This is a genomic window from Citricoccus sp. SGAir0253 (assembly GCF_005877055.1).
Taxonomy (GTDB): domain Bacteria; phylum Actinomycetota; class Actinomycetes; order Actinomycetales; family Micrococcaceae; genus Citricoccus.
Genome location: NZ_CP039424.1, coordinates 2,965,847 through 2,987,949 on the forward strand (window position 1 = coordinate 2,965,847; position 22,103 = coordinate 2,987,949).

The window sequence follows — 22,103 nt, forward strand, 5'->3', positions numbered from 1 at the left end:
TCCCCATGAGCACCCACACCCCCGAGCGGGCCGAGCGCAGCGGCACCGACGTGGCGGCCGGCCCCGAGGCCGGGGCCGCCACCCGGCCCGAGACCGGACTGCTGATCATCGGCGCCAGCCAGGCCGGCGTGCAGCTGGCCATCTCGCTGCGCGGCACCGGCTTCGACGAGCACATCACCCTGCTGGGCGAGGAGGACCACCGCCCCTACCAGCGCCCCGCCCTGTCCAAGGAGTTCCTGCAGGACAAGGTGGACAAGGAGAACCTGATCTTCCGGTCCCAGCAGTACTGGGACGAGCACGACATCGAGCTCGTCAAGGGTGCCCGGATCGTGCGGATCGAGAGGCACGCCCCGGCCGAGGACGGGCGCCGGGACGGCTCCGGAGTGGCGGTCGCCGCCGACGGCACCCGCTACCCGTACCGCCGGCTGGCCCTGGCCGTCGGCGCCCGCGCCCGCCGGCTCGAGCTCGAGGGCGCGGAGCTGGACGGCGTGGTCTACCTGCGCAGCGCCGACGACGCCCTGGCGCTGAAGGCCCGGCTCGGGGACTTCCGGGACGTCGTCGTGGTCGGCGGCGGGTTCATCGGCCTGGAGGCCGCCTGCTCCCTGCACGGCATGGGCAAGCACGTCACCGTCCTCGAGCACGGCCCCCGCCTCGTCGGCCGCGCGGTGGGCGAGGACACCTCCGAGTACTTCCTGCGCTCCCACCGCGAGCGCGGCATCGACATCCGGCTCGAGGCCCGGATGCGGCGCCTCGTGCCGGGGACCGGTGAGCGCGCCGGCTCCGTGGCCGGCGTCGAGCTCGAGGACGGCACCGTGGTGGACGCCCAGCTGGTGCTCGTGGGCATCGGCGTGGTCCCCAACACGGAACTGGCCGAGCAGATGGGCCTGGCCGTGGACAACGGGATCGTGGTGGACCGCCACGCCGTGGCCTCGGACGGCACCACCGTGGCGGTGGGGGACGTGGCGAACATGCCCAACCCCCTGCCCGGTGCCCCCGAGGGCGAGCGCATCCGGCTGGAGAGCGTGAACAACGCGATCGAGCACGCCAAGGTGGCCGCCTACTCGCTCACCGGCCGGCAGGAGGAGTACGCCGGCATCCCGTGGTTCTGGTCCAACCAGGCCGACCTGAAGCTGCAGATCGCCGGGCTGACCCTCGGCTACGACTCCACCGTGGTCCGCCGCGACGACGCCAAGGGCAGGTTCTCGGTGCTGTACTACCGCGGCGGCCAGGTCATCGCCGCCGACTGCGTCAACGCCCCGCTGGACTTCATGGCCGTGCGCGCCGCGCTCGGCAAGGGGCAGAACATCCCCGCCGGGGCCGCCGCCGACCCCGCCGTCCCGCTCAAGACCCTCGTGGTCGACCGCACCGCCCAGGAGGTCCCCGCATGAGCACCACCGACCAGCAGTCCGCCCAGGCCCACCCGGCGTGGGAGCAGGCCGAGCCCGGCGCGCACGCGCGGGACCCGCGCGCCGTGGCCTTCACCGAGGCCCACCCCGAGCGGCCGATCCCGGCCGTGGGCCCCGTCGACGACGCCCCCATCACCACCACGCCCTCCACCGGGCTGGAGGAACTGTGGCGCTCGATCGTCACGGAGTCCCGCACCCGGGCCAACGACATCCACCTGCCCACCTCCACCGCCTACGCCCAGCGGCTGTGCGATGCCTACCCGCAGGCCGACCGGGAGCTCGTGCTGGCGACCGTCATCCTGCACGACACCGGCTGGGCCCACGTGGACGAGTCCCGGATCATCTCCGAGGGCTTCCAGGGCGACTGGCGCAAGGCCGCGATCCGCTACGAGCACGAGGCCGAGGGCTGCGCCGTGGCCCGGCGGGTCCTGCCGGCCCTGGGCTACGACGAGCGGTTCGTGGAGCGGGTGTGCGAGATCATCGACGGCCACGACACCCGCCCCGTCGCCTTCTCGCTCGAGGACGCCCTCGTGCGCGACGCCGACCGGCTGTGGCGCTTCGACGTCACCGGGGTGTGCGTGTCCTCCTCCTGGTTCGGCATGGACCCGGCCACCTACACCGACCGGCTCGACCGGGAGATCCTGCCCGAGCTGCTCACCGAGGCCGCGGTCCGGATGGCCCGCGCCGACCTGGCCCGGACCCGGGCCCTGCTCCGGACGGAGGTCCTGCGATGACCACCCCGCTCTCCGAGCGCCACGGCGCCTCCCCGGCCGGCCCTGCCGCACCGGCCGCCACCGCCGGTCCGCAGGACGCCCGGGCCCGCCGGGCCGCCCTGGACCTGCCGTACACGCACGTGGACGACTTCTTCATCGGCGGCGCCTACGTGCCCGCCGCCTCCCCGGACCGGAACCCGGTCACGGACCCGGCCACCGGCGAGGTGTGGGGCTCGGTCCCGGCGGCCACCGCGCCCGAGCTGGACGCCGCCGTCGGCGCCGCCCGGGAGGCCCTCGCCGGCTGGAGCGCCCTCACGGCCGCCGAGCGCGCGGCGTACCTGGTGCGGATCGCCGAGGAGATCGAGGCCCGCGCCGAGGTGCTGGCGCTGACCAACACGCGGGAGAACGGCTCCCCGGTCTCCGAGACGCGCGGGGCGGCGGCCAACGCCGCGGGGATCTTCCGCTACTTCGCCACGCTGGCCGAGTGGCTGGACCGCGAGGACGTCCGGCCCTTCCCGGCCGGGGGCGCCGAGTCCGTGGTGGACAAGGACCCCATCGGGGTGTGCGCGCTGATCGCCCCCTGGAACTTCCCCATCAACCTCGTGGTCATCAAGCTGGCCCCCGCCCTGCTGGCCGGCTGCACCACGGTCATCAAGCCGGCCTCGCCGACCCCGCTGTCCCTGCGCTTCGTCATCGATGCGGTGCACGCCGCCGGCGTGCCGGCCGGCGTGGTGAACCTGCTGACCGGCCCGGGCCGGTTCGGGGACGCGCTGGTGCGCCACCCCGGCGTGGACAAGGTGGCCTTCACCGGCTCCACCCCGGTGGGCCGGACGATCGCCGCCGCATGCGGCGAGCTGCTGCGGCCCGTGACCCTGGAGCTGGGCGGGAAGTCCTCGGCGATCGTGCTGCCGGACGCGGACCTGGCGGCCATGTCCGCCGTGCTGGTGCGCTCGTGCCTGCGCAACACGGGACAGACCTGCTACATCTCGACCCGGATCATCGCCCCGGCCTCCCGCTACGAGGAGGTGGTGCGGATGGTCGGCGAGACGATCGCGGCCGGCCGGCAGGGCGACCCGCTGGACGAGGCCACCGTGTTCGGCCCGGTGGCCACGCGCGCCCAGTACGAGACGGTGCTGGGGTACGTGGACTCCGCCCACGCCGAGGGGGCGCGGGCCGTGACCGGCGGCGGCCCCGCCGAGCCGGGTTCGCTCGGCCCGGGCCTGGAGGACGGCGTGTTCATCCGGCCCACGGTCTTCGCGGACGTCACCCCGGACATGCGCATCTCCCGGGAGGAGGTCTTCGGCCCGGTGATCTCGATCCTGCGGTACGACGACGGCCCCGGCGCCGGGGGCGACTGGTCCGCCGACGAGGCCGTGGCCCTGGCCAACAACACCGCGTTCGGCCTCGGCGGGATCGTCTTCGGCGCCGACGAGGACCGCGCACTGGAGGTCGCCCGCCGGGTGGACTCCGGGTCCGTGGGGATCAACTTCTTCGGCTCCAACCACTCCGCCCCGTTCGGCGGCCGGCACGACTCCGGGATGGGCGTGGAGTACGGGATCGAGGGGCTCAGCGCGTACCTGAGCTACAAGTCGATCCACCGCCGGACCCGCTGAGCGGGCACGGCGAGCGGACTGCTCCGGACGGCACGAGGCCCCGGCTCCCCGAGAGGGGGCCGGGGCCTCGGCGCCCGACGGCGTCCCTCCAGGGGGCGCTCCGGGGGCGGCCGGAGCGCGAGGGCACCGCCTGGACGGGCGCGTCCCGAGGCCTCAGGCGGCGCGGCCCTCCTCGACCGGCAGGCCGGCCAGCCGCCACTCGAGCATGCCGTCCTGCAGGCGCACTGCCCGGCGGCCGGACGCGCGGAGCAGGTCCACGGCCTCGTAGGCGAACACGCAGTAGGCCCCCCGGCAGTAGGCGACCACCTCGACGTCCTCGGGCAGCTCCCCGAGCCGCTCGCGCAGCTCCTCCAGGGGGATCGAGACCGCCCCGGGGATATGGGCCGCGGCGAACTCCTCGGCGGGACGCACGTCCACCACGGCCACCCGCCCGGCGGCCACGCGCCGCAGCAGGTCCTCGCGGTCCACGGCCTCGTCGGCCTCGAGCGCCTCCCCGGCCCTCCCGCCCGTCCCGTCCCCGGCGCCCGGACCCAGGTACTCGGCCCGGGCCCGCTCCACGCCCGCCACCCGCGCGGCGGCCACCGTGCGCAGCCGCTCGTAGAGGGCCGCCACGTCCTGGCCCGCGAGCGCGTAGTGGATGCGCGTGCCCTCCCGGCGCGTGGTCACCAGCCCGGCCTGCCGCAGCACCTGGAGGTGGGCCGAGGCGGTGCTCAGCCCCAGCCCCGCGGCCGCCGCCAGGTGCTCCACGCTGCGCTCGCCCTGGGCCAGCAGGTCCAGCAGCTCGAGCCGGCGCCCGCTGCCGAGGGCCTTGCCCACGCGGGCCAGCTCGTCGAACAGCGCCGACTTCTTCCGGTGGTCGCCCATCCCATCCTCCAATGATCTGTGGAATACTGTTCTCATTCTATTCCACGATTCCATGGAATAGCCACCGGTGCCCGGATGGAGCGCCGGAGCGCCCACCGTCCCGAGGTTCCCCATGTCCCGCCCCTCCCCCGCTCCCGCCGCCCCGAGGCTGGGACTGCGCGAGAACGCGAGCCAGTTCGCCCTGCTCGTGGCCGTCAACGCCCTCGTCGGGGGCATGGTGGGCCAGCAGCAGACCGTCCTGCCGTTGCTGGCCGAGTCCGCGTTCGGCCTCACCGGCTACACCGTCATCTTCACCTACGTGGCCGCCTTCGGCCTCAGCAAGGCCGCCGCCAACTGGTTCGCCGGCACCCTCGCGGACCGCCACGGGCGCAAGCCGGTACTGCTGGCGGGCTGGCTGGTGGCCGTGCCGGTGCCGCTGCTGCTGATCTGGGCCCCGGAGTGGTGGTGGGTGGTGGCGGCCAACGTGCTGCTGGGCATCAGCCAGGGCCTGGCGTGGTCCACCACCGTGGTGATGAAGATCGACCTCGTGGGACCGCAGCGGCGCGGGCTGGCCATGGGGCTGAACGAGGCGGCCGGCTACGGCGCCGTGGCCGTGAGCTCCCTGCTGGCCGGCTGGCTGGCCGGGCAGTTCGGGCTGCGCCCGGCCCCCTTCCTGCTCGGACTGGCGTACACCGCGATCGCCCTGGCCGTGGTGGGGCTGCTGGTCCGCGAGACGCGCGGCCACGCCCACCTCGAGGCCTCCGGGCACGCCCCGCAGGCCGACGGCCGGCGCGACCACCTGCACGCCGGCCTGACGAACCGGCAGATCGCCCTGCAGGCCAGCCTGCGGGACCCCGCCCTGTCCTCCGCCAGCCAGGCCGGCCTCGTCAACAACCTCAACTTCGGCCTGTCCTGGGGCGTCTTCCCCCTGCTGTTCGCCGGCTCGGGGCTGCCGCTGGCCCAGGTGGGCGTGCTCATGGCCCTGTACCCGGGCGTGTGGGGCGCGGGCCAGCTCGTCACCGGCGCCCTCTCGGACCGGATCGGGCGCAAGCACCTCATCACCTCCGGCATGGCCCTGCAGTCCGCGGCGCTGGCGGTCATCGCGCTCGGCACGGGCCTCGGCGCCTGGGCGGCCGGCTCCGTGCTGCTGGGGCTGGGCACGGCGATGGTCTACCCCACGCTGCTGGCCGCCGTCGGGGACGTGGCCCACCCCGCCTGGCGCGGCCGCGCGGTGGGCGTCTACCGGGTGTGGCGGGACCTGGGGTACGCCGCGGGCGCGGTCGGCGGCGGGCTCGCGGCCGACCTGCTGGACCTGCGGGCCGCGGTCTGGCTCGCGGTCGCCATCAGCGCCGCCTCCGCCCTCGGCGTCGCCCTGCGGATGGACGAGACCCATCCGCGCGGCGCGCGCGGCTGAAGGGCGCGACGCCGGCCCCCGGACCGCGCGCCCGGCCGGCCCGCGGGACCGGAGCGGGCCGCCGTCGGGCCCGTCACGGCAGGCAGGCCACATGACGAGGGCCCGGTCCGCACCAGCGGACCGGGCCCTCGCGGGGTCGGTGCGTCACCGCGGCCGGCGCGGCGACGACGGGATCAGGCCGGGACCGGCTCGGCCCCCGTCGCGCTCTCGGCGAAGCCGAGCTCGTCCAGGGAGGCGCCGTTCGCCACGGCCTCCAGGACCTCGGTGGCCTCGTCCTCGGTGATCTCCAGGGCGAGGGCGACCTCGGCCACCAGCGGGGCCTGGGCGTTGCGGAACATGTCCTTCTCGGCCATGGACAGGCCCTTGGTGTCGCGGCGGCGGCCCAGGTCGCGGACGACCTCGGCGATCTGCTCGAGCAGGCCAGAGGCCACCTTCTCCTGGTTCGCCTTCATGCGGCGGGACCACTGCTTCTCCTCGACGCCGGTGGGCTCCTGGACCACCTCGAGCAGCCGGCGCAGGTGGGCGCGGTCGTAGACCTCGCGCACGCCGATCTCCTCGACCTTGGCCTCCGGGATGGACACCACGAGGTTGTTGCTCCGGATGGTCAGCTCGATGTAGGTCACCTCAGCGCCCTTCACGGTGCGCTGGAAGCGGTTCGTGACCGCCGCCGGGCCGTGGTGGGGATGGACAACGAGCTTGCCGGGAATCAACTGCATGTACACGTCACTTTCCTTCGGAGCGAAAGGCCTCCCCCCGACACCCCTGTCCCGGTGGGGGACACCGGGGCCACGGGCGATCGTGCCCTCCACGGCGCCGGCGCAGCAGCGCCGGAGGCCTGGAGGGCACGCGGAGCCCGCCCCGGACCCGTCCACGGGCCGGTCGTGTTCCGCGAGGTTGGCTGTCATCCATTTTCTCACACTTACGGGACAAGTGCCCCGGGATGCCCTAGGCTTCTCCCCTTTTCGTCACGAGCGGTCACCGGGGCAGCCGATGGGGAGTACTCCCCATCGAGGACCTTCCCCGCACTCACTAGGCTCGACCCGTCACCACCGGACGGCGTGGTGGCCTCTCGTGGGATCCCAGGGATCGCAGGACAAGGAGGAAAGACCCGTGGCGCTACCGGATTACCGGATCGACGAGGTGAAGGCACCGATCGTGGTGGCCCGCACCCGCACGCACGTCCAGGAGTTCGCCGGCCAGCGGGAGGACCTGGCCCGGGCCGTCGAGCGGGCGGCCGGCAGCTCCAACAGCGCACTCATCATGGGGGCGCTGCAGGAGGTCTACGACGGATACCAGGGCAAGCTCGCCACCGTCCTGGACCACACCGCGCAGAACGTCGTCAACGAGGCCGACCGGATGATCGCCGCCTACCAGGCGGGTGACCGGCAGATGGCCGACGACGCCCGCCGCGCCGCGGACGACGTCGCCCACACGGCGGAGGAGGCGCGGTGACCGTCGATCTCAGCGGGCTGCCCGCCTTCCCCGACACCGCCGCACTGCGGGCCGATGCGACCGCCCTCCACACGGCCGGGACGGCGTTCTCGACGACGGCCACCGAGGCCCGGTCGGCGTGGCTGGAGATCGACCAGTGGATCACGGTGCCCGGGGAGGCGAGCGTGCTCTCGGCCTTCGACAGGCCCCGGGACATGGGCGCGGCCCTGGAGGCCAGCACCGACGTGGTCAGGCTCGCCCTCCACCAGTACTGCGACGACCTGGAGGCCCTCAGGGGCGAGTACGACGCCGCCGTCAGCGGTGGCATGAGGTGCTACGCCGAGGAGTCCGAGACGGAGCAGGCCCAGCAGGCCGTCAACGCCGTGGCCGCCAAGCTGCAGCAGCTCGAGCAGGACTGCGCCGCCAACATCAGGACGGCCGACCCGGTGGCGGTCCCGGACGCTCCGTGGGCAGCGCCCCAGGACGGGATGGTCCGCGGCGCCGTGACGGCGGCCCTCGGCCAGGTGCGGATGCCGGAGTTCGACATCCGGTTCAGCGCCGCGGTCAGCGTCACCACCCTGGACTACTCACGCATCAACATCGCCCACGCGGACGGGACCATCATCCCCGCCGAGCGCATCGTCCTGACCCGGTCCACCATCCAGGCCGACGTGCAGGTCCGCGGGCGGGCGCCCGTGGTCGATCCCACCCGCTTCGGCACCGTCCCGGACGTCCCGGTGTGGGCGCGGCGCACGGCGCAGTTCATCCCCTTCGTGGACTACGGGATCACGGCCTACAACTCCTTCGCGCAGGAGTGGGGCGACGACCTGGAGCAGCATCCGGAGATGTCGACGCTGGACCGCGTCTTCTCGGCAACGACCTCGGCCGGCCTGCGCACGATCGGCAACGGCCTCGGCAACATCGTCGGTGGCGCCGTCGGCGTCTTCGGTGGCGCGCTGGCCGGCGGCGCCACGGTGGGAGCCGCCGGGGCGGCCGCCGGCTCCGTGGTCCCCGGACTCGGGACCCTGGTCGGCGGGGGCGCGGGCCTGGTCGGCGGTGCGGCCGTGGGCGCCCTGATCGGCGGCTACGCTGGGGGCACGGCCGGCGGCCTGGCCGGGGAGAACCTCGGCGGCATGGTGGACAACTGGATCGACGGCGAGGACGCGAACTGGGGCACCGTCTGGAAGAAGGTGTGGGGCTGAGGCCGCGGGCGCCCGCCCAGGCTCGACTTCATCATGGAACCGATCTTCGTCTTCTTCCTCGTCCTGCTTCCCGTGGTCGCCCTCGTCATGCTCCTGCTCACGTGGGGTGCCTACGCGGGCAAGACCACGTTGCTGTGGAGCCATGGCGGCGGCGTCATGGCCGGCGGCAAGTACTGGTTCGTCCTGTCCCCGGCCCTCATGGCCGCCGACGTCCTCGTCGTCCTGGTCATGGTGATCCTCAGGGTGAACCCCGAGACGGAGGACCGCTTCGACTCCTGGGGCCTGGTGGGGGCGCTGGTCGCGTTCCTCCTCCTGGCCTTGGTGGCCTCGTATTGGCTGCCGGAGCGACTGAAGCCGGAGTGGATCCGTGAGGCCGAGGCCGCGGAGGCGGAGTCCGCGGCGACCCGGAGGCAGGCACGGCGCCGTGGCTGACCACCGGGTCCACGACGGCATGAGTGCCCGGTGGCCGGGTTAGGCTGACTTTACCTATGGACTCTTTCGCTGTCATCGCCCTCATCGTGCTCGTCGTCCTCGCCGCCGTGCTCCTGCTCCTCACGTGGGGCGCCTACACCGGCAAGACCAAGCTGCTGTGGCACCACGGCGGCGGCGTCATGGCCGGCGGTCCCTACTGGTTCGTCCTGAGTCCGGCCATCCTGGTCGGCGCCGTCCTCGTGGCCGCTGCCATGATCCTCGTCGAGCTCAACCCCGAGACCGCCGGGACCTTCGCCCAGAATCCCAGCGATCCCCTGCCGGCCAGCCTCATCCTCGCCCTCTGCGGGTTCGGCCTCCTGGCCCTGGCGGCCTCGTACTGGCTTCCCGAGCGGCTGAAGCCCGAGTGGATCCGTGAGGAAGAGGCTCGGTCGAAAGAGGCCAAGGCGACTCGGAGGCAGGCACGGCGCCGTGGCTGAACCGGGGCGTGACCTGGGCTGGCAGGACCTCCGCCTCGGCGGGATCGCCTATGCCGTCCCCGGCGGCTGGACCGCGACGGACACCACCACCGGGCAGCTCGCGGTGCACGTGGCCCCGGAGGACGCCGGCCAGGACACGGACGGCCACCGTCCCTCGTGCGTGGCCACCGTGGAACCGTGCACGGTGTCCGCCGCCGAGTACTCGACCCAGACGCTGAGCGACCTGATCGCCCACCTGCCCCTGCTCCACGTCCTCGACGTCGCCCCGTGGGCGCCCCCGGGCATCGACCCCGCCCACGGCCGCCGGGTGGAGTCCCTGCACTCCGCCGGCGGCGTCCCCGTGCACGCGGTCCAGTACTACGTGGTGCAGGACGGGACCGCCTTCTCGCTGACGCTCACCTGCTCGGAGCGTCAGCTCCCGCTCTGGGACGAGGCGTTCTGGGCGTGCGGTGACCGCGTGCACCTGACCGGTCCCACGCACCACGCGCACCCGGAGGGGACCCGTCCCCCGGGGATGCCCCGGCTGGCCGAGTACGCCACCGTCCGGTGGGGCTCACCGATGGAGGCGCTCGCGGGCATCGCGTCCGAACAGCCGTTCCGCTCGGCCGGGCCGGTCCTGCAGGACGCGGCCGCCGCCCTGCTGCTGGACCTGGCGACGGCGAGCGGCCGGGCCCCGCGCCGGCCGGCCGGCCGCCGCGGCCGGATCGCCCCGGACCTCGCCTCCGCTTCCCTGGACGAGCTCGTCGAGGCCGGGCTGGCCGACGTCGAGGGCGTCCTCACCGCGCAGGGGCGCACGGTCACCGCGCCGCTGCGGCAGCCGGCGGGACGGGCCACCCTGACGGCCCACCACCGCGGCCGGGAGTCCCGGCTCGCCCTGTTCCACGGCGCGGAGGGACAGACGCTGCTGCTCGGGCAGGGGTCCGTGGGCGAGGACCTGCTCCGCGGCCCCGGACCGCGCGTCCCCGGCGTCCACGTCGCCGGGGACGCCCCCGGCACCGGCGCCACCCGCCTGGACTTCCTCCCCGTCTGGCTCACGGCGTCCGTGGCCGCGGCCTGGCTCGGGCTGGGCCCGGCCTGGGTCACCGACACCGGCACCGCGACCGTGGCCTTCGAGGACTTCGACTCCCGCATCCGCGACGTGACGCCGCCGCCCGCGGGGCTGCCGACCGCGCTGGCCCTGGCCTGGACGGAACCGTGGGTGGTGTGGCAGGCCGAGGGCGACGGCGGCTCGGTCACCTACCTGGACGCCGGGGAGTCCGGCCACCACCTCGTGGAGTCCGACGGCGCCGGGAACGTGCTGCTGACCCCCGTCCCGGCGCGCAACGTCTACCGCCACCTGGCCGCCGTGCTCGGTCCGGCCGGCGCGGGCTACGGCGTGGCCCGCGCGGACTGACGGCGGGGTCCCCCACCCGACAGGCTCGCCTCCGGGACTCCCGGACTCCGGCGCCCTACCCCTCGTACCCCTCCTGGGCGCGCAGGAACTCGAAGACCTCCACCTCGTCCACGCCGGGGAACGCGCCGGAGGGCATGGCCGCCAGCAGGTGGGCGTTGGCGCGGGCGGCCGGCCACGCGTGGCCGCCCCAGTCCGCCTCCAGGTCCGGGGACGGCAGCCGACAGCACGTGGGGTCCGGGCAGCGGGACACGGAGCGGGCGGTGGTGTCCTTGCCGCGGAACCACCGGGCGGCGTCGAAGGGCACGCCGATGGACAGCGAGTAGAAGCCGGAGGAGTGCCCCTCCACCACGGCGGTGCACCAGTAGGTGCCGGCCGGGGTGTCCGTGTACTGGTTGAACGCCCGGAACCGGTCGCCCACGCCGAAGACCTCGCGCGAGGTCCAGTTCCGGCACACCTGCTGGCCCTCGATGGCGCCGGTGTGGTCGGCCGGGAAGGAGACGCCGTCGTTCTCGTAGGCCTTGTGGATGATCCCGGACTCGTGCACCTTCTGGAAGTGGCAGGTGATCCCCAGGTGCTCGGTGGCCAGGTTGGTGAACCGGTGGGCCGCGGACTCGTAGGAGACCCCGAACGCGTCCCGGACGTCCTCGATGGCCAGGTCCCGCTCCGCCTTCGCGCCCTTCAGGAACTTCACCGTCTCCTTCTGCGGCATCATCAGCGCCGCGGCGAAGTAGTTGGTGTAGACCCGCTGGCGCAGGAACTCCGAGTAGTCCTCCGGCTCGCCGTGGCCCAGGACGTAGGCGCCGATGGCCTGCAGCAGCACGGAGCGCTGGTCGTGGTCCGGCGTGCGGGCCCGGGAGAGGTAGAAGCGGCGGTTCTTCAGGTCCGTCACCGACCGGGTGGAGTGCGGCAGGTTGGCCACGGAGCGCACGGAGAAGCCGAGGTGCTCGGCGAGGTCCGCGGCGGCGTGGTGGCTCAGCGGCCCCCCGGAGTGCCCGACGGCGTCCAGCAGCTCCTGCGCCTGGCGCTCCAGTTCCGGGTAGTGGTTGTTCCGCTCCTTCATCTCCTGGCGCAGCTCGGCATTGGCCCGCCGGGCCTCCTCCGGAGTGGCGGCCTGCTCCTCCATGCGGCGGTTGAGCTCGGCCTCCAGCCCGGCGATGACCTCCAGGACCTCGGTGGGCGTGCGCGGGGAGATCTTGATCTGCGGCAGGCCCAGGCTGGCGTAGTGGGCGGTGCGCTGGGCCTTCTCGACGGCGATCTCCAGTGCCGCGCGGCGGCTCGGCGCCTCGGCGGCCAGCAGGTCCTCCACCGAGGTGCCGTGCAGGGCGGCCAGCCGGGACAGCAGGGTCAGCCGGGGCTCGCGCTTGCCGTTCTCGATGAGGGAGAGATGCGAGCCGGTGGCGCCCACGGCCTCCGCGGCCTGGTCGAGGGTCAGCCCGGCGGCCTTGCGCAGGTGGCGCAGGCGGCGGCCCAGCACCACGGGGTCCAGGGCCTCCGGCGCGGCGGCGGGCTGGGGACGGTCCGGTCGGTCGACACGGGGAGCAGCAGAGGTGATCGCCATCACCCCATGCTAGTCAAATCACCACGCTTTCCAGAAGCATGCCCGCCTTGGCTGCCTCAGCGAGGTCAAGAGGCGAGCCTCTTGACGCCCGACCACAGTCCCGCGTCCCACGTTCCGTCGCGGCCCCGCCCTACGGAAGCCGTGGGCAAGGGGCCCGGAGGCCACGTCGCAGCGACGGCTCAGGCCAGGGACAGGGCATAGGACAACGCGAAGCCCGCCGTCGTGCTCAGGGCCACGGCGGGGCCTCCGTGCTCGTACGCCTCGGGCATCAGGGTGTCCGCCAGGGAGGCGATGACGGCCCCGGCCGCGAAGGCCAGGGGCAGCGAGATCGTCTCCGGGTCGCTGCTGGCCAGGGGGCCGGCTCCGAGGACGACGGCCGCCACGAGCAGCGCCCCGCAGGCGGTCCAGAGCAGGACCACGCGGGTCCGGGACATGCCGCGCTCCCGCATCGAGGCGGCTCCCACGAGGGACTCGGGCAGGTTGGAGACGAAGATGGCGGCGAGCAGGGCCAGGCCGCCCGTGCCTTCCGTGAGCGAGACGCCGAGCGCCACGTTCTCCGGCACGCCGTCGAGGGTGACGGCGGCGAGCAGCGCGAGCCCGGCCGCCCCGCTGGCCGAGGCCGCCGTGGGCGCCGTCTCCTGCGCCGCGGCATCCGTGTCCAGCTTCGCGCTGCCCTGCTGCAGTTCGGCCTCGTTGCCCGCGGTGCCGGGCTGGGCCCACCGGTCGAGCAGTGCGCTGAGGGCCGTGAACACCGCGGCGCCGACGGCCAGGCCGATCACCGCGCGCCAGATGCCCCCGCGCTCGTAGGCGTCCTCGAAGAGCTCGAACGTCAGCGCCGTGATGAGCGCCCCGGCGGCGAAGGACAGCAGGATGGCCAGGAGGCGCTTGGGCAGGTCGACCCGGACCCCCACCAGCGCGCCGATGACGAGCGCGCTGGAGGCGATGACACCGAAGATGAACGGCCCCGTCATGGCGTCAGTGTAGGTCCTGGGCCGTGCCTGGGGAGGGGCTGGGCGACCGGTGGCCGGGATCACCGGCAGGCACGCCGCCCGGCCTCCCGGATGACGCCGCGCGACGTCCGATGACGGCGACGGAGGGCCAGGATGACGGCATCCGGCGCCGGGAGGCCGGACATGACGTCACGTTCCGACGAGGTGGCCGGTGACCGGGCGCGGGACGACACTGGGCCTCCGGTCCCCTCCGCGGGGTCCGTTCCCCCGACTCCTGTCACTCAAGGGCTCCCCCGAAGGACTCACCATGACCACTCGACCCCACGATGCTCCCCCGGTCCAGCGTCCGGGGAGGATCGCCGCGCGCCTGCTCCTCGCCGCCGGCTTCGCGGCCGCGCTCCTGCCCGTCCTCCACTGGTCCCTCGGCAGCGCGGTGACCGCCATGGCCTACCTCGTGGGCACCGCCGCCCTGGTCACCGTGGGCATCATCGCCGTGTACCTCGCCGAGCACCCCCGCACGGGTGGCTCCGCGGTGGACGGAGGGGAGCGGTGAACATGCTCATCGGATACGGGGCCATCGCGTTCTTCCTGGCGCTCGTCGTCACGGTCCTCGAACGCACGCGCGTGCGGTCCTCGGGGTTCAGCGACTACACCACGGGCGGGCGGTCCTTCGGCCCCTGGTTCCAGGCGATGTCCTTCCTCAACACGTGGCTGGCCGGGTCCGTGTTCATCTCCTTCGCCGGGATGGTCGCCGGGGGCGGCGTCATCGGCTTCTACCTCGTCTTCTACTCGTTGCTGGCGCTGGCCCTCATGTTCTTCATGGCGCGGCCCGTCCACGTGTGGGGCAAGCGCTTCGACCTGCGGACCCAGGCGGAACTGCTGGGCTTCCGCTACGGGTCCCGCGCCGTGCGCCGCACCGCGGGGCTGATCGCGCTCCTCGCCGCCTTCCCGTGGATCGTGCTGGGCATGCAGTCGCTCGGGCTGGTCTTCGTCCACCTCGGCTTCGGCGCGGTGCCCGCCGTCGTCGCGATCGTGCTGAGCATCCTCGTGCTCTCCGTCCGGCAGGTGTGGACGGTGCGGATGGGCATGCGCGGGGTGGTCATCTCGGACATGGTCCAGGGCATCGTCGCCTACGGCGTGGGCCTCGTGGTGATCGTGGGCCTGCTGGCGTACCTGCTCACCCACGGCCACGGCTTCGACGCCGTCCCGGAGGGCCACTTCCTGCTCCCCGGGCCGGGCAGCGAGGCCGGCCCGCTCTACTTCTTCTCCCTGGTCCTCGTGGGCGCCCTCGGCGGCTGGTGCTGGCCGGACGTGTTCGTCCGACTGTTCACCGCCCGCAGCACCGAGGCCATCCAGAGGTCCACCGCCCTGTCCGCGCCCATCCTGATGGCGTTCGCCACGGGGCTGTGCACCGTGGCGCTGCTCGGGACCTCCTTCCCGGGCGTGGCCGAGGACCCGAACGCGGTGTGGTTCATCGTCGCGTCCGTGGGCGGGCCGGCCCTCGTGGCCCTGGCCGGCGTGATCGTGCTGGCCGCGACCATGGGCAACATCGACGCGCTCATCCAGGCCTCCAGCGCCCAGTTGTCCAACGACTTCGCCCGGACCGTCCCGGACGCCCAGGGCCAGGGCGAGACCCGCCTGGCCAAGGTCGGCACCGCCGTCATCACGCTGGCCGCCGCGGTCTGCGCGCTCGTCTGGCTCGAGTCGCCGGCCCTGTACATGCTGGCGATCGTCTCCTACGCCGGGATCGTGCAGCTCGGTCCCACGCTGTACCTGGGCCTGTTCTGGCGGCGCGGGACGGCCGTGGCGGCCGTGGCCTCCATGGTGGCCGGCATCGGCACGGCGGCGGTGCTGCAGGTGCTCTACCCCACCTCCGTGCCCTGGCTCGGCGGGGCGACCTCCGGCCTCGTGGGACTGGTGGTCAACACCATCGTGTACGTCGCATGCGCCTACCTGCTCCCGGCCGCTCCCGCGGAGCGACTCCGGGTGGACGCCCTGTTCGCCCAGCTCGCCGACGCGGAGCCCGCGCCGTCGGGCAGCCCCACGCCGGTCACGGCCGGGGACGAGGATCCCCGACTGGACCCCGTCGGTCGCTGACGCCCCGGGGCGGCATCCCGGCCGGGGCCTCAGGCCCCGGCCGGGAACACCTTCCCCGGGTTCATGATCCCCTGCGGGTCGAAGACCTGCTTGATCCGCCGGGACAGCTCATACTGGTCTTCGCCCAGCTCGTCCTGGAGCCACGCCCGCTTCAGCAGGCCCACGCCGTGCTCGCCGGTGAGCGTGCCGCCCAGCTCGAGGGCCAGGCCGAAGACCTCCCCGGCGGCCTCCCAGATGTGGTGCGGGACCTCGCGGTCCGTGAAGACGAAGGTCGGGTGCAGGTTGCCGTCACCGGCGTGCGCCGTCGTCGGGATGGCCACCTGGTACCGCTCCTCGATGCGCCGGATGGCGGTGAAGGCCTCGGCGAGCCGGTCCCGCGGCACCGCGATGTCCTCCACCAGCAGCGTGCCCATCGCCTCCAGGGCCGGGAAGGCGCTGCGGCGCACGGCGACCAGCCGCTCGGACTCCGCGGGGTCCCGGGTGACGGCCACTCGGCCGCCGCCGGCCTCGGCGAGGGCGGCGATGCCGCGGGCCGCGTCCTCGGCGTCCGCCCCGTCGCACTGGACGAGGAGGTAGGACTCCGCGGCCGCCGTCGGGTCCTGGCCGCCAGCCGTGGCGATGGCCGTCAGGGTCCGGTCGTCCATGAGCTCCATGATCGCCGGGACGAAACCGTCCCGGACCACCGCGGAGGCCACGGCCGCCGCGGCGTCCACCGAGTCGAAGTACGCGCCGATCGTCACGACGGTCCCGGAGCGCAGCGGCTGGAGCTTGAGCGTGCACTCCACGATGACGCCCAGGGTGCCCTCGGAGCCGATCATCAGCGCGCACAGGTCGTAGCCGGTGACGCCCTTGACGGTGCGGTGGCCGACCGAGAGCAGCGTGCCGTCCGCCAGGACCACCTTCAGGGCGAGCACGGCCTCCCGGGTCACGCCGTACTTGGCGCACAGCAGCCCGCCGGCGTTCATGGCGATGTTGCCGCCCACCGTGGAGAAGTCCTTGCTCGCCGGGTCCGGCGGCCACCACAGGCCGTGCTCGGCCAGCAGGGCGTTCAGGTCCCCGTTGAGGATCCCGGGCTCGACGACGGCCAGCCGGTTCTCCGCGGAGACCTCCAGGACCCGGTCCATGTCCTCCAGCAGCAGGACGATCTCCCCGGGTCCGGCCACCGCGCCGCCGGCCAGGCCGGAGCCCGCGCCCCGGGTGACCACCGGGTGTCCGCCGCTCGAGGCGATGCGGCACACGGCCTGCACGTCCTCGATGCTCCGGGCGCGCACGCAGGCCAGGGGCACCCCGGCGGAGCGGTGGCCGGAGCGGTCGGTGGTGTACTCGGTGAGGGCGCCGGGGTCCTCGACCACCCGGCCGGGCAGGGCCTCGCGCAGGGCGCGCAGGACGTCGGCGGAGCGCTGGGAGGCGTCGGTGTCCACGGTGGTCAGGGGTCCTTCCGGAGGGGCGGGGTCAAGGCGCTTTCAGGGCACAAGCCAACAGTGTGGATCATGGCACAGGTCACGGCGCGGGGCGGGGAGGACGTCGACGCGGCCTCCCCGCCCCGTGGCCCCGACGGGGTCAGGCCCCTCCGGCTACTCGCGGCACGCGAAGCTGTCGGCGGACTCGGTGTCCCCGCCGACGTAGACCGCCACGGCCGGGTAGGCGCACAGCGGGCGGGAACGGTCCGTGGACCAGTCCGCCGGCAGCTGCGGGTTCGCCGGGTTCACCCACGCCTCGAGGCGGTCCGGACGCTCGCCGCGCTCCACCCAGTCGACCAGCGCGGCCAGGGAGTCGTGCTGGTCGGTGGCCGGGCCACCCTGCGTGTGCCCCATGCCGGGCACCTGGAAGTACTGGACGAAGTCCGAGGCGTCGCCGCCGTGGTGCGCCTCCAGGCCCCGGTACCACGCGGTGGTGTCCTCCATGGAGAAGACGCCGTCCGAGGCGCCGTGGATCACCATCATCTTCCCGCCACTGGCCTCCAGGTCCTCGAAGGCCAGGTCCGGGGGCGTCATGAACTCCATGGCACTCTCGGTGTAGGGACCCTCGGTGGCGTAGATGCGCTCGGCGGCGTCGTCCATGTCCAGGCCGAGCACGAAGTCGCGCAGGGCGCCCAGGGCCGGGGCGTAGGGCAGGGTGGAGAAGATGTAGCCCACGGCCACGGAGTCACGGGAGAACGGGGAGCCGAACTTCCAGTCGGCCCACCCCGGCTGGACGAGCCCCGGGTCGTACGGGAAGGGGCTGTAGATCTCCTCTCCGCCGCTGGTCCTCGCGCCGGCGAACACCTCGGCGACGACGGCCTTCTGCTCCGCGCTCAGGCACGTGCCGTCGCGCTCGCCCGTGCAGGTCGGCACGTCCTCGGCGACCGAGAACGCCTCCTGGCAGTCGTCGCTGGACTGCACGAGGCCGTCCTCGAGGCCGTCGAGGCCGTCGCACTCGGCAAGGACCGCTCCGGCGAGCACCTGCCGTTCGGCCGGGGTGAGCGCCGAGGCGAGGTCCTCGGAGGTGGCCACCGTGTTCCACTGCTGGGCGCCCCACAGCTGGGCGACGGCGGCCTGCGGGAGGTTGAACCCGGGCGCGACGGCCAGGAAGCCGTCGTACTCGTCCGCGTACCGGGAGGCGGCGACCATGGCGTGGCGGCCTCCGTTGGACGAGCCCGCGAAGTACGAGTGGTGCGGCGCGGCGCCGTAGGCCTCGGTCACCAGGGCCTTGGCCATGGGGGTCAACGTGCCGACGGCCTGGTAGCCGTAGTCCAGCCGGGCCTGCGGGTCCAGGCCGAAGGTGGGGTTCTGGGCGCCGGTGTGGCCGGCGTCGGAGCTCAGGACCGCCATGCCCAGCTGCAGTCCGCTGTCACTGCCGCCGGCCCGCCCGAGGGCGGTGGCCACGGAGCCGTCGAGCCCCCCGTTGCCCTGGTACAGGAAGCGACCGCTCCAGTGCATGGGCAGGCGCAGCTCGAAGCCGATGGCGTAGGCCTCCCCGTCCACCTCGCTGACCCGCTCGTTCATCCGCCCGGTGACGAGGCAGTGCTTGCCGATGCGCTCCCCGCGGTGGGTGAGCTCACCGGGCGGGACGATCTCCGCCGAGGTGATCTCGGTCGATGCGAAGTCGAAGTCCGCCAGCGCCTCGCACGTAGGCTTCGTCAGCGGGTGGACGGGCTTCCCGGACGTCGCCGCGAGGCCCGCCCTTTCGGCGGGTGCCGCGGGTCCGGCGCTCCAGGCCGGGGCCGCCGCGGAGCCGGCGAGCAGTCCGGCCGCGGCGAGGAGGCCGACGGCGGCCCTCAGCACCCGCCGGGGGCCCGTCACCGTGGGGCCGGGTGGGGAGGGGTCCACCGGTCGCGATGGTCGCCTGAAGTCATCCATGTCACCCTCCCTTGTCCGCCGGCGCCGGAACCACCTCGATGGCTCGCGGGCCCGGCCCTGCGGGTCGGCGGTGCGCGGCCCGTGGAGGGGAGCCTATGATTAATCGTTGCGATTGACAATCATCGACCACGACGTGCCGGGAGAAGATCCCGCTCCAGTCACCTCGGGATCCCCACGAATACGGTCGATTGATCTCCACAACCGTTGACACACTCCACCCACCGTCCATACCTTGTGGCGGACATCACATGCACCTACCGTTCCTTTCGTCCGCCCAGGAGGGCCCATGACCACCACTCGCCGCACCGCCCTCGCCCTGGGTGCCACCGTCCTGGCCGGCACGGCCACGGCCGCCACCGCCTCGGCCGAGACGCGGCCCCGCCCGGTGCCGGGCGAGCCCCAGCTCACCGACCGGCGCTTCCACGACCTCCTGGAGTCCACCCCGGTCGCGGCACCCACCACCCGGCTCGCGTTGCGCGCCGTCGTCGACATCGCCGACGGCATCGACCTCGGCGCATCGCCGTGGGGGCACCGCTACCTGGTGCTCATCACCGGCGGACGGTTCGCCGGTCCCGGCCTGGCGGGCGAGGGCATCGAGGGCGTCGTGCGTCCGGGCGGCGCGGACCGGCAGCTCCAGCGGCAGAACGGGATCAAGGACCTCGAGGCCATCTACGAACTGGAGACCGATGACGGAGCGGTCCTCAGCGTGGTCAACCTCGTCATCAGCGACCCTCGTGACGCCGACCGGCCGTACCGGCGCTCCACGGTGACCATCACCGCCCCGGAGGGCCGGTACGGCTGGCTGAACGAGAGGAAGTTCGTGGGCACCCTGCAGTCCCTGCGACCGGAGCGCCAGGCCGTGCTCATCAGCGTGTTCATCGTGGAGTAGGCCGCCGCGGCCGTCAGGACTCCTGTGCCGCCTCGTGGCCGGAGTGGTGGGTGATGAGCACGGGGCAGCGGGCGTGGCCACCCACGGCGGAGCTGACCGAGCCCAGCACCAGCCCGGCGAAGCCGCCCCGGCCGCGGCTGCCGACCACGAGCATGCTCGCCTCCCGGCTCATCCTCGTCAGGACCAGGGCGGCCGGGCCCTCGCGGGCCACTACCGTGGTCCCCGGCGGCGTCTCCTCGCCGAGGGCCTTCCGCACGGCGTCGGCCGCGAGCCTCTCGGCCTCCTCGTGGGGACTCCAGGCCCGGTCGGCCAGGATCTCCGGGACCACGAGCATGGGCCACTGCCAGGCGGTGACGACCGTGAGGGGCGCCTCCGTCAGCCGGGCCATCCGCGCCCCCTCACGGAGGGCGTGCAGCGACGCCTCCGAGCCGTCGACTCCCACGACCACCGGCTTCACAGCATCCATCACGTCTCCTCGGACGAACCGACACCGGGCGCGACCGCGGCGCCCTCGGGGTGAGGACACCGTAGGCTCGGACGCCCGCCTCCGACAAGGCTCGATCGCTGGGCGGCGGACCGCCCGTCACACCTCCGCCAGCAGCGCCACCGGGTTCTCGAAGCAGTCGGCCACGAAGCGCAGGAAGCCGCCGGCCACCCCGCCGTCGCAGACGCGGTGGTCGAACACCAGGGACAGTTGCATCACCTTGCGCACGGCCAGTTGGCCGTCCACGACCCACGGCCGGTCGATGATCCGCCCCATCCCGAGGATCGCGACCTCGGGGTGGTTGATGATCGCCGCCGAGCCGTCGGTGCCGAAGATGCCGTAGTTGTTGATGGTGAACGTCCCGCCGGACAGCTCCTGGGGCGTCCCCCTGCCGGAGCGGGCCAGCTCGGTCACGCGGCGCAGCTCGGCCTGCAGCTGCCGCGCACTCATCCGGTGGGCGCCGCGGATGGAGGGCACCACGAGCCCGCGGTCGGACTGCACCGCGACGCCGAGGTTGATGCCCTCGAAGGACACGATCCGGTGCCCGCCCTCGCCGTCCTCCTCGAACCGCTGCGCGAGCGCGGGGTACCGGGCCAGGCCCGCGAGCGCGAACCGGGAGGCGAACGCGAGCACGCCGGGCACGTCCTCGTCCCCGCGCGCCTTCATCCCGGCGCGCAGGTCCATCAGCGGGGTGACGTCCACGTCCACCCAGACGGTCGCCTCGGGGATCTCCCGCCGGGAGCGGGACATCGCCGCGGCGGTCGCCTTGCGCACGCCGGTCACCCTCTCGACGCCGGCCACCGCCAGCCCCGTGCGGGCGTCCACCTCTCCGGCGGCTCCGGCCCCGGGGACCCCGGGGCTCGGCGCCGCCGTCGGGGCGGCGAGCGCCGCCTCGCCGGCCACGGGCGCCGCCGCGGCACTGGCCGCCGAGGCCTCCGCGGTCCCGCCGCCACCCTGCGGGCCGACCTCCGCGCCGGAGGTCCCGACGGCGGCCAGCACGTCCGCGCGCATCACCAGCCCCCCGGGGCCCGAGCCGCGCACGGCCGCCAGGTCCACCCCGTGCTCGCGGGCCAGCCGCCGCACGAGTGGGTTCACCACGCGCGGCGCCTGCCGCTCGGCGCCCTCCGCACCGGACGCGCCCGGGGCACCGCCTGCGGCAGGTCCCCCCGTCGAGGAGACCGCCGCCGTCGCCGTCGCCGGGGCCTCGGCCGCCGCGGAGACCGCGGCGTGGGTCCGCGGACCGTCACCGGCCTGCCCGCCACCGGACACGCCACCGGCGGCACCGCCGGGCGCCGCGCCCTTGCGCCGCCGGGTGCGGCCCTTGGCCGCGCCGCCCGGGGTGCCGTAGCCGATCAGGACGTTGCCGGAGCCGCCGTCGTCCGCCTCGCCGGATCCACCGGAGCCCCCGGCCCCGGACTCGCCGGCGGCCACCACGCCGGCCTCGGCCGCGGCCTCGGGCTGCGCGCCGGCGCGCTCCTCCTCGGCGTAGGACTGGGCGACCTCGCGCGCGTGCGCCCCGGCCCAGTCGGCGTCCGTGGGGTTCGCCGCCGGACCGGCGGCTCCCCCGCCAGAGGCCGCCCCGGCAGCGCCGGCCGCGCCGCCGCCGGGACCACCAGCGTCCACGCCGTCCTCCACGGACACGAGCGGCCTGCCCACGTCCAGGGTGGTGCCGGCCGCGGCGTGCAGCGTGGCCACGGTGCCGCCGAACGGGCTGGGCACCTCCACGAGGGACTTGGCGGTCTCCACCTCCACGATGGGCTGGTCCACCACCACGGTGTCGCCCTCGGCCACGAGCCAGCGGACGATGTCGGCCTCGGTCAGGCCCTCCCCGAGGTCGGGGAGCAGGAACGTGCGGACGGTCATC

20 protein-coding genes are annotated in these 22,103 nt (G+C 74.1%); 12 read left to right on the plus strand and 8 right to left on the minus strand.

Translation table 11 applies throughout. The features are described 5' to 3' along the window. The first annotated feature begins 5 nt into the window (after positions 1-5). Genes E7744_RS12950 through E7744_RS12960 form a run of 3 tightly spaced genes read left to right on the plus strand, consistent with a single transcriptional unit; the run spans position 6 to position 3,732 of the window. Complete coding sequence (locus E7744_RS12950) at positions 6-1,388, plus strand: NAD(P)/FAD-dependent oxidoreductase (protein WP_137774467.1); 1,383 nt, start codon at positions 6-8, stop codon at positions 1,386-1,388. Continuing rightward, a complete protein-coding gene (locus E7744_RS12955; protein ID WP_137774468.1) occupies positions 1,385-2,140 on the plus strand; it encodes an HD domain-containing protein in 756 nt (251 codons plus the stop codon). The genes E7744_RS12950 and E7744_RS12955 overlap by 4 nt, the downstream gene beginning before the upstream one ends. Next, positions 2,137-3,732: an aldehyde dehydrogenase family protein gene (locus E7744_RS12960; protein ID WP_246858451.1), complete on the plus strand. Its 1,596-nt coding sequence runs from the start codon at positions 2,137-2,139 to the stop codon at positions 3,730-3,732. The genes E7744_RS12955 and E7744_RS12960 overlap by 4 nt, the downstream gene beginning before the upstream one ends. A 153-nt stretch (positions 3,733-3,885) precedes the next feature. Here the strand turns inward: E7744_RS12960 and E7744_RS12965 are convergent, their stop codons facing one another. Next, positions 3,886-4,596: a metalloregulator ArsR/SmtB family transcription factor gene (locus tag E7744_RS12965; protein WP_137774469.1), complete on the minus strand. Its 711-nt coding sequence runs from the start codon at positions 4,594-4,596 to the stop codon at positions 3,886-3,888. Positions 4,597-4,708: 112 nt separating this feature from the next. Between E7744_RS12965 and E7744_RS12970 the strand changes: the two genes are divergently transcribed. Beyond that, positions 4,709-5,989: an MFS transporter gene (locus tag E7744_RS12970; protein WP_137774470.1), complete on the plus strand. Its 1,281-nt coding sequence runs from the start codon at positions 4,709-4,711 to the stop codon at positions 5,987-5,989. A 173-nt stretch (positions 5,990-6,162) separates the two neighbouring features. Here E7744_RS12970 and E7744_RS12975 read toward each other — a convergent pair whose 3' ends face one another. Then, positions 6,163-6,705, minus strand: a complete 543-nt coding sequence (locus E7744_RS12975; RefSeq protein WP_246858452.1) for a CarD family transcriptional regulator — start codon at positions 6,703-6,705, stop codon at positions 6,163-6,165. A gap of 394 nt (positions 6,706-7,099) precedes the next feature. On the opposite strand from E7744_RS12975, the gene E7744_RS12980 reads away from it, so the two are divergent. The 5 genes from E7744_RS12980 to E7744_RS13000 are packed head-to-tail and all read left to right on the plus strand — an operon-like array spanning position 7,100 to position 10,923. Next, complete coding sequence (locus E7744_RS12980; RefSeq protein WP_137774472.1) at positions 7,100-7,441, plus strand: DUF6507 family protein; 342 nt, start codon at positions 7,100-7,102, stop codon at positions 7,439-7,441. Beyond that, positions 7,438-8,622: a hypothetical protein gene (locus tag E7744_RS12985; protein ID WP_137774473.1), complete on the plus strand. Its 1,185-nt coding sequence runs from the start codon at positions 7,438-7,440 to the stop codon at positions 8,620-8,622. Before E7744_RS12980 ends, E7744_RS12985 begins: the two co-directional genes overlap by 4 nt. A gap of 33 nt (positions 8,623-8,655) precedes the next feature. Beyond that, on the plus strand, positions 8,656-9,054 hold the full coding sequence (locus E7744_RS12990) for a hypothetical protein (RefSeq protein ID WP_137774474.1): 399 nt from the start codon (positions 8,656-8,658) through the stop codon (positions 9,052-9,054). A gap of 56 nt (positions 9,055-9,110) precedes the next feature. Further along, positions 9,111-9,530 carry a hypothetical protein gene (locus E7744_RS12995; RefSeq protein ID WP_137774475.1) on the plus strand — a complete coding sequence of 140 codons (420 nt, stop codon included), beginning with the start codon at positions 9,111-9,113 and terminating at the stop codon, positions 9,528-9,530. After that, complete coding sequence (locus E7744_RS13000) at positions 9,523-10,923, plus strand: DUF1795 domain-containing protein (protein ID WP_137774476.1); 1,401 nt, start codon at positions 9,523-9,525, stop codon at positions 10,921-10,923. The genes E7744_RS12995 and E7744_RS13000 overlap by 8 nt, the downstream gene beginning before the upstream one ends. 55 nt (positions 10,924-10,978) lie before the next feature. Here the strand turns inward: E7744_RS13000 and E7744_RS13005 are convergent, their stop codons facing one another. Both E7744_RS13005 and E7744_RS13010 read right to left on the minus strand, forming a co-directional pair. Then, on the minus strand, positions 10,979-12,481 hold the full coding sequence (locus E7744_RS13005; protein ID WP_246858453.1) for a helix-turn-helix transcriptional regulator: 1,503 nt from the start codon (positions 12,479-12,481) through the stop codon (positions 10,979-10,981). 179 nt (positions 12,482-12,660) lie between these two features. Further along, entirely contained in the window at positions 12,661-13,452 is a 792-nt protein-coding gene (locus tag E7744_RS13010) for a ZIP family metal transporter (RefSeq protein ID WP_137774477.1), read from the minus strand. 286 nt (positions 13,453-13,738) lie between these two features. Between E7744_RS13010 and E7744_RS13015 the strand changes: the two genes are divergently transcribed. Continuing rightward, on the plus strand, positions 13,739-13,984 hold the full coding sequence (locus E7744_RS13015; RefSeq protein WP_137774478.1) for a hypothetical protein: 246 nt from the start codon (positions 13,739-13,741) through the stop codon (positions 13,982-13,984). A 2-nt stretch (positions 13,985-13,986) separates the two neighbouring features. After that, positions 13,987-15,528, plus strand: a complete 1,542-nt coding sequence (locus tag E7744_RS13020; RefSeq protein WP_137774479.1) for a sodium:solute symporter — start codon at positions 13,987-13,989, stop codon at positions 15,526-15,528. 29 nt (positions 15,529-15,557) lie between these two features. Here E7744_RS13020 and E7744_RS13025 read toward each other — a convergent pair whose 3' ends face one another. Continuing rightward, positions 15,558-16,949, minus strand: a complete 1,392-nt coding sequence (locus E7744_RS13025) for an FAD-binding oxidoreductase (protein WP_137774480.1) — start codon at positions 16,947-16,949, stop codon at positions 15,558-15,560. 153 nt (positions 16,950-17,102) lie between these two features. Beyond that, entirely contained in the window at positions 17,103-18,836 is a 1,734-nt protein-coding gene (locus tag E7744_RS13030; protein WP_210417121.1) for a tannase/feruloyl esterase family alpha/beta hydrolase, read from the minus strand. A gap of 316 nt (positions 18,837-19,152) precedes the next feature. On the opposite strand from E7744_RS13030, the gene E7744_RS13035 reads away from it, so the two are divergent. Continuing rightward, positions 19,153-19,755: a DUF3237 domain-containing protein gene (locus E7744_RS13035; protein ID WP_137774482.1), complete on the plus strand. Its 603-nt coding sequence runs from the start codon at positions 19,153-19,155 to the stop codon at positions 19,753-19,755. A 13-nt stretch (positions 19,756-19,768) separates the two neighbouring features. Here the strand turns inward: E7744_RS13035 and E7744_RS13040 are convergent, their stop codons facing one another. Continuing rightward, a complete protein-coding gene (locus tag E7744_RS13040) occupies positions 19,769-20,221 on the minus strand; it encodes a universal stress protein (RefSeq protein WP_137774483.1) in 453 nt (150 codons plus the stop codon). A gap of 117 nt (positions 20,222-20,338) precedes the next feature. Further along, positions 20,339-22,102 (minus strand): dihydrolipoamide acetyltransferase family protein, encoded by a 1,764-nt coding sequence (locus tag E7744_RS13045; RefSeq protein WP_137774484.1) that lies wholly within the window; start codon positions 22,100-22,102, stop codon positions 20,339-20,341. Position 22,103: the final 1 nt, after the last annotated feature.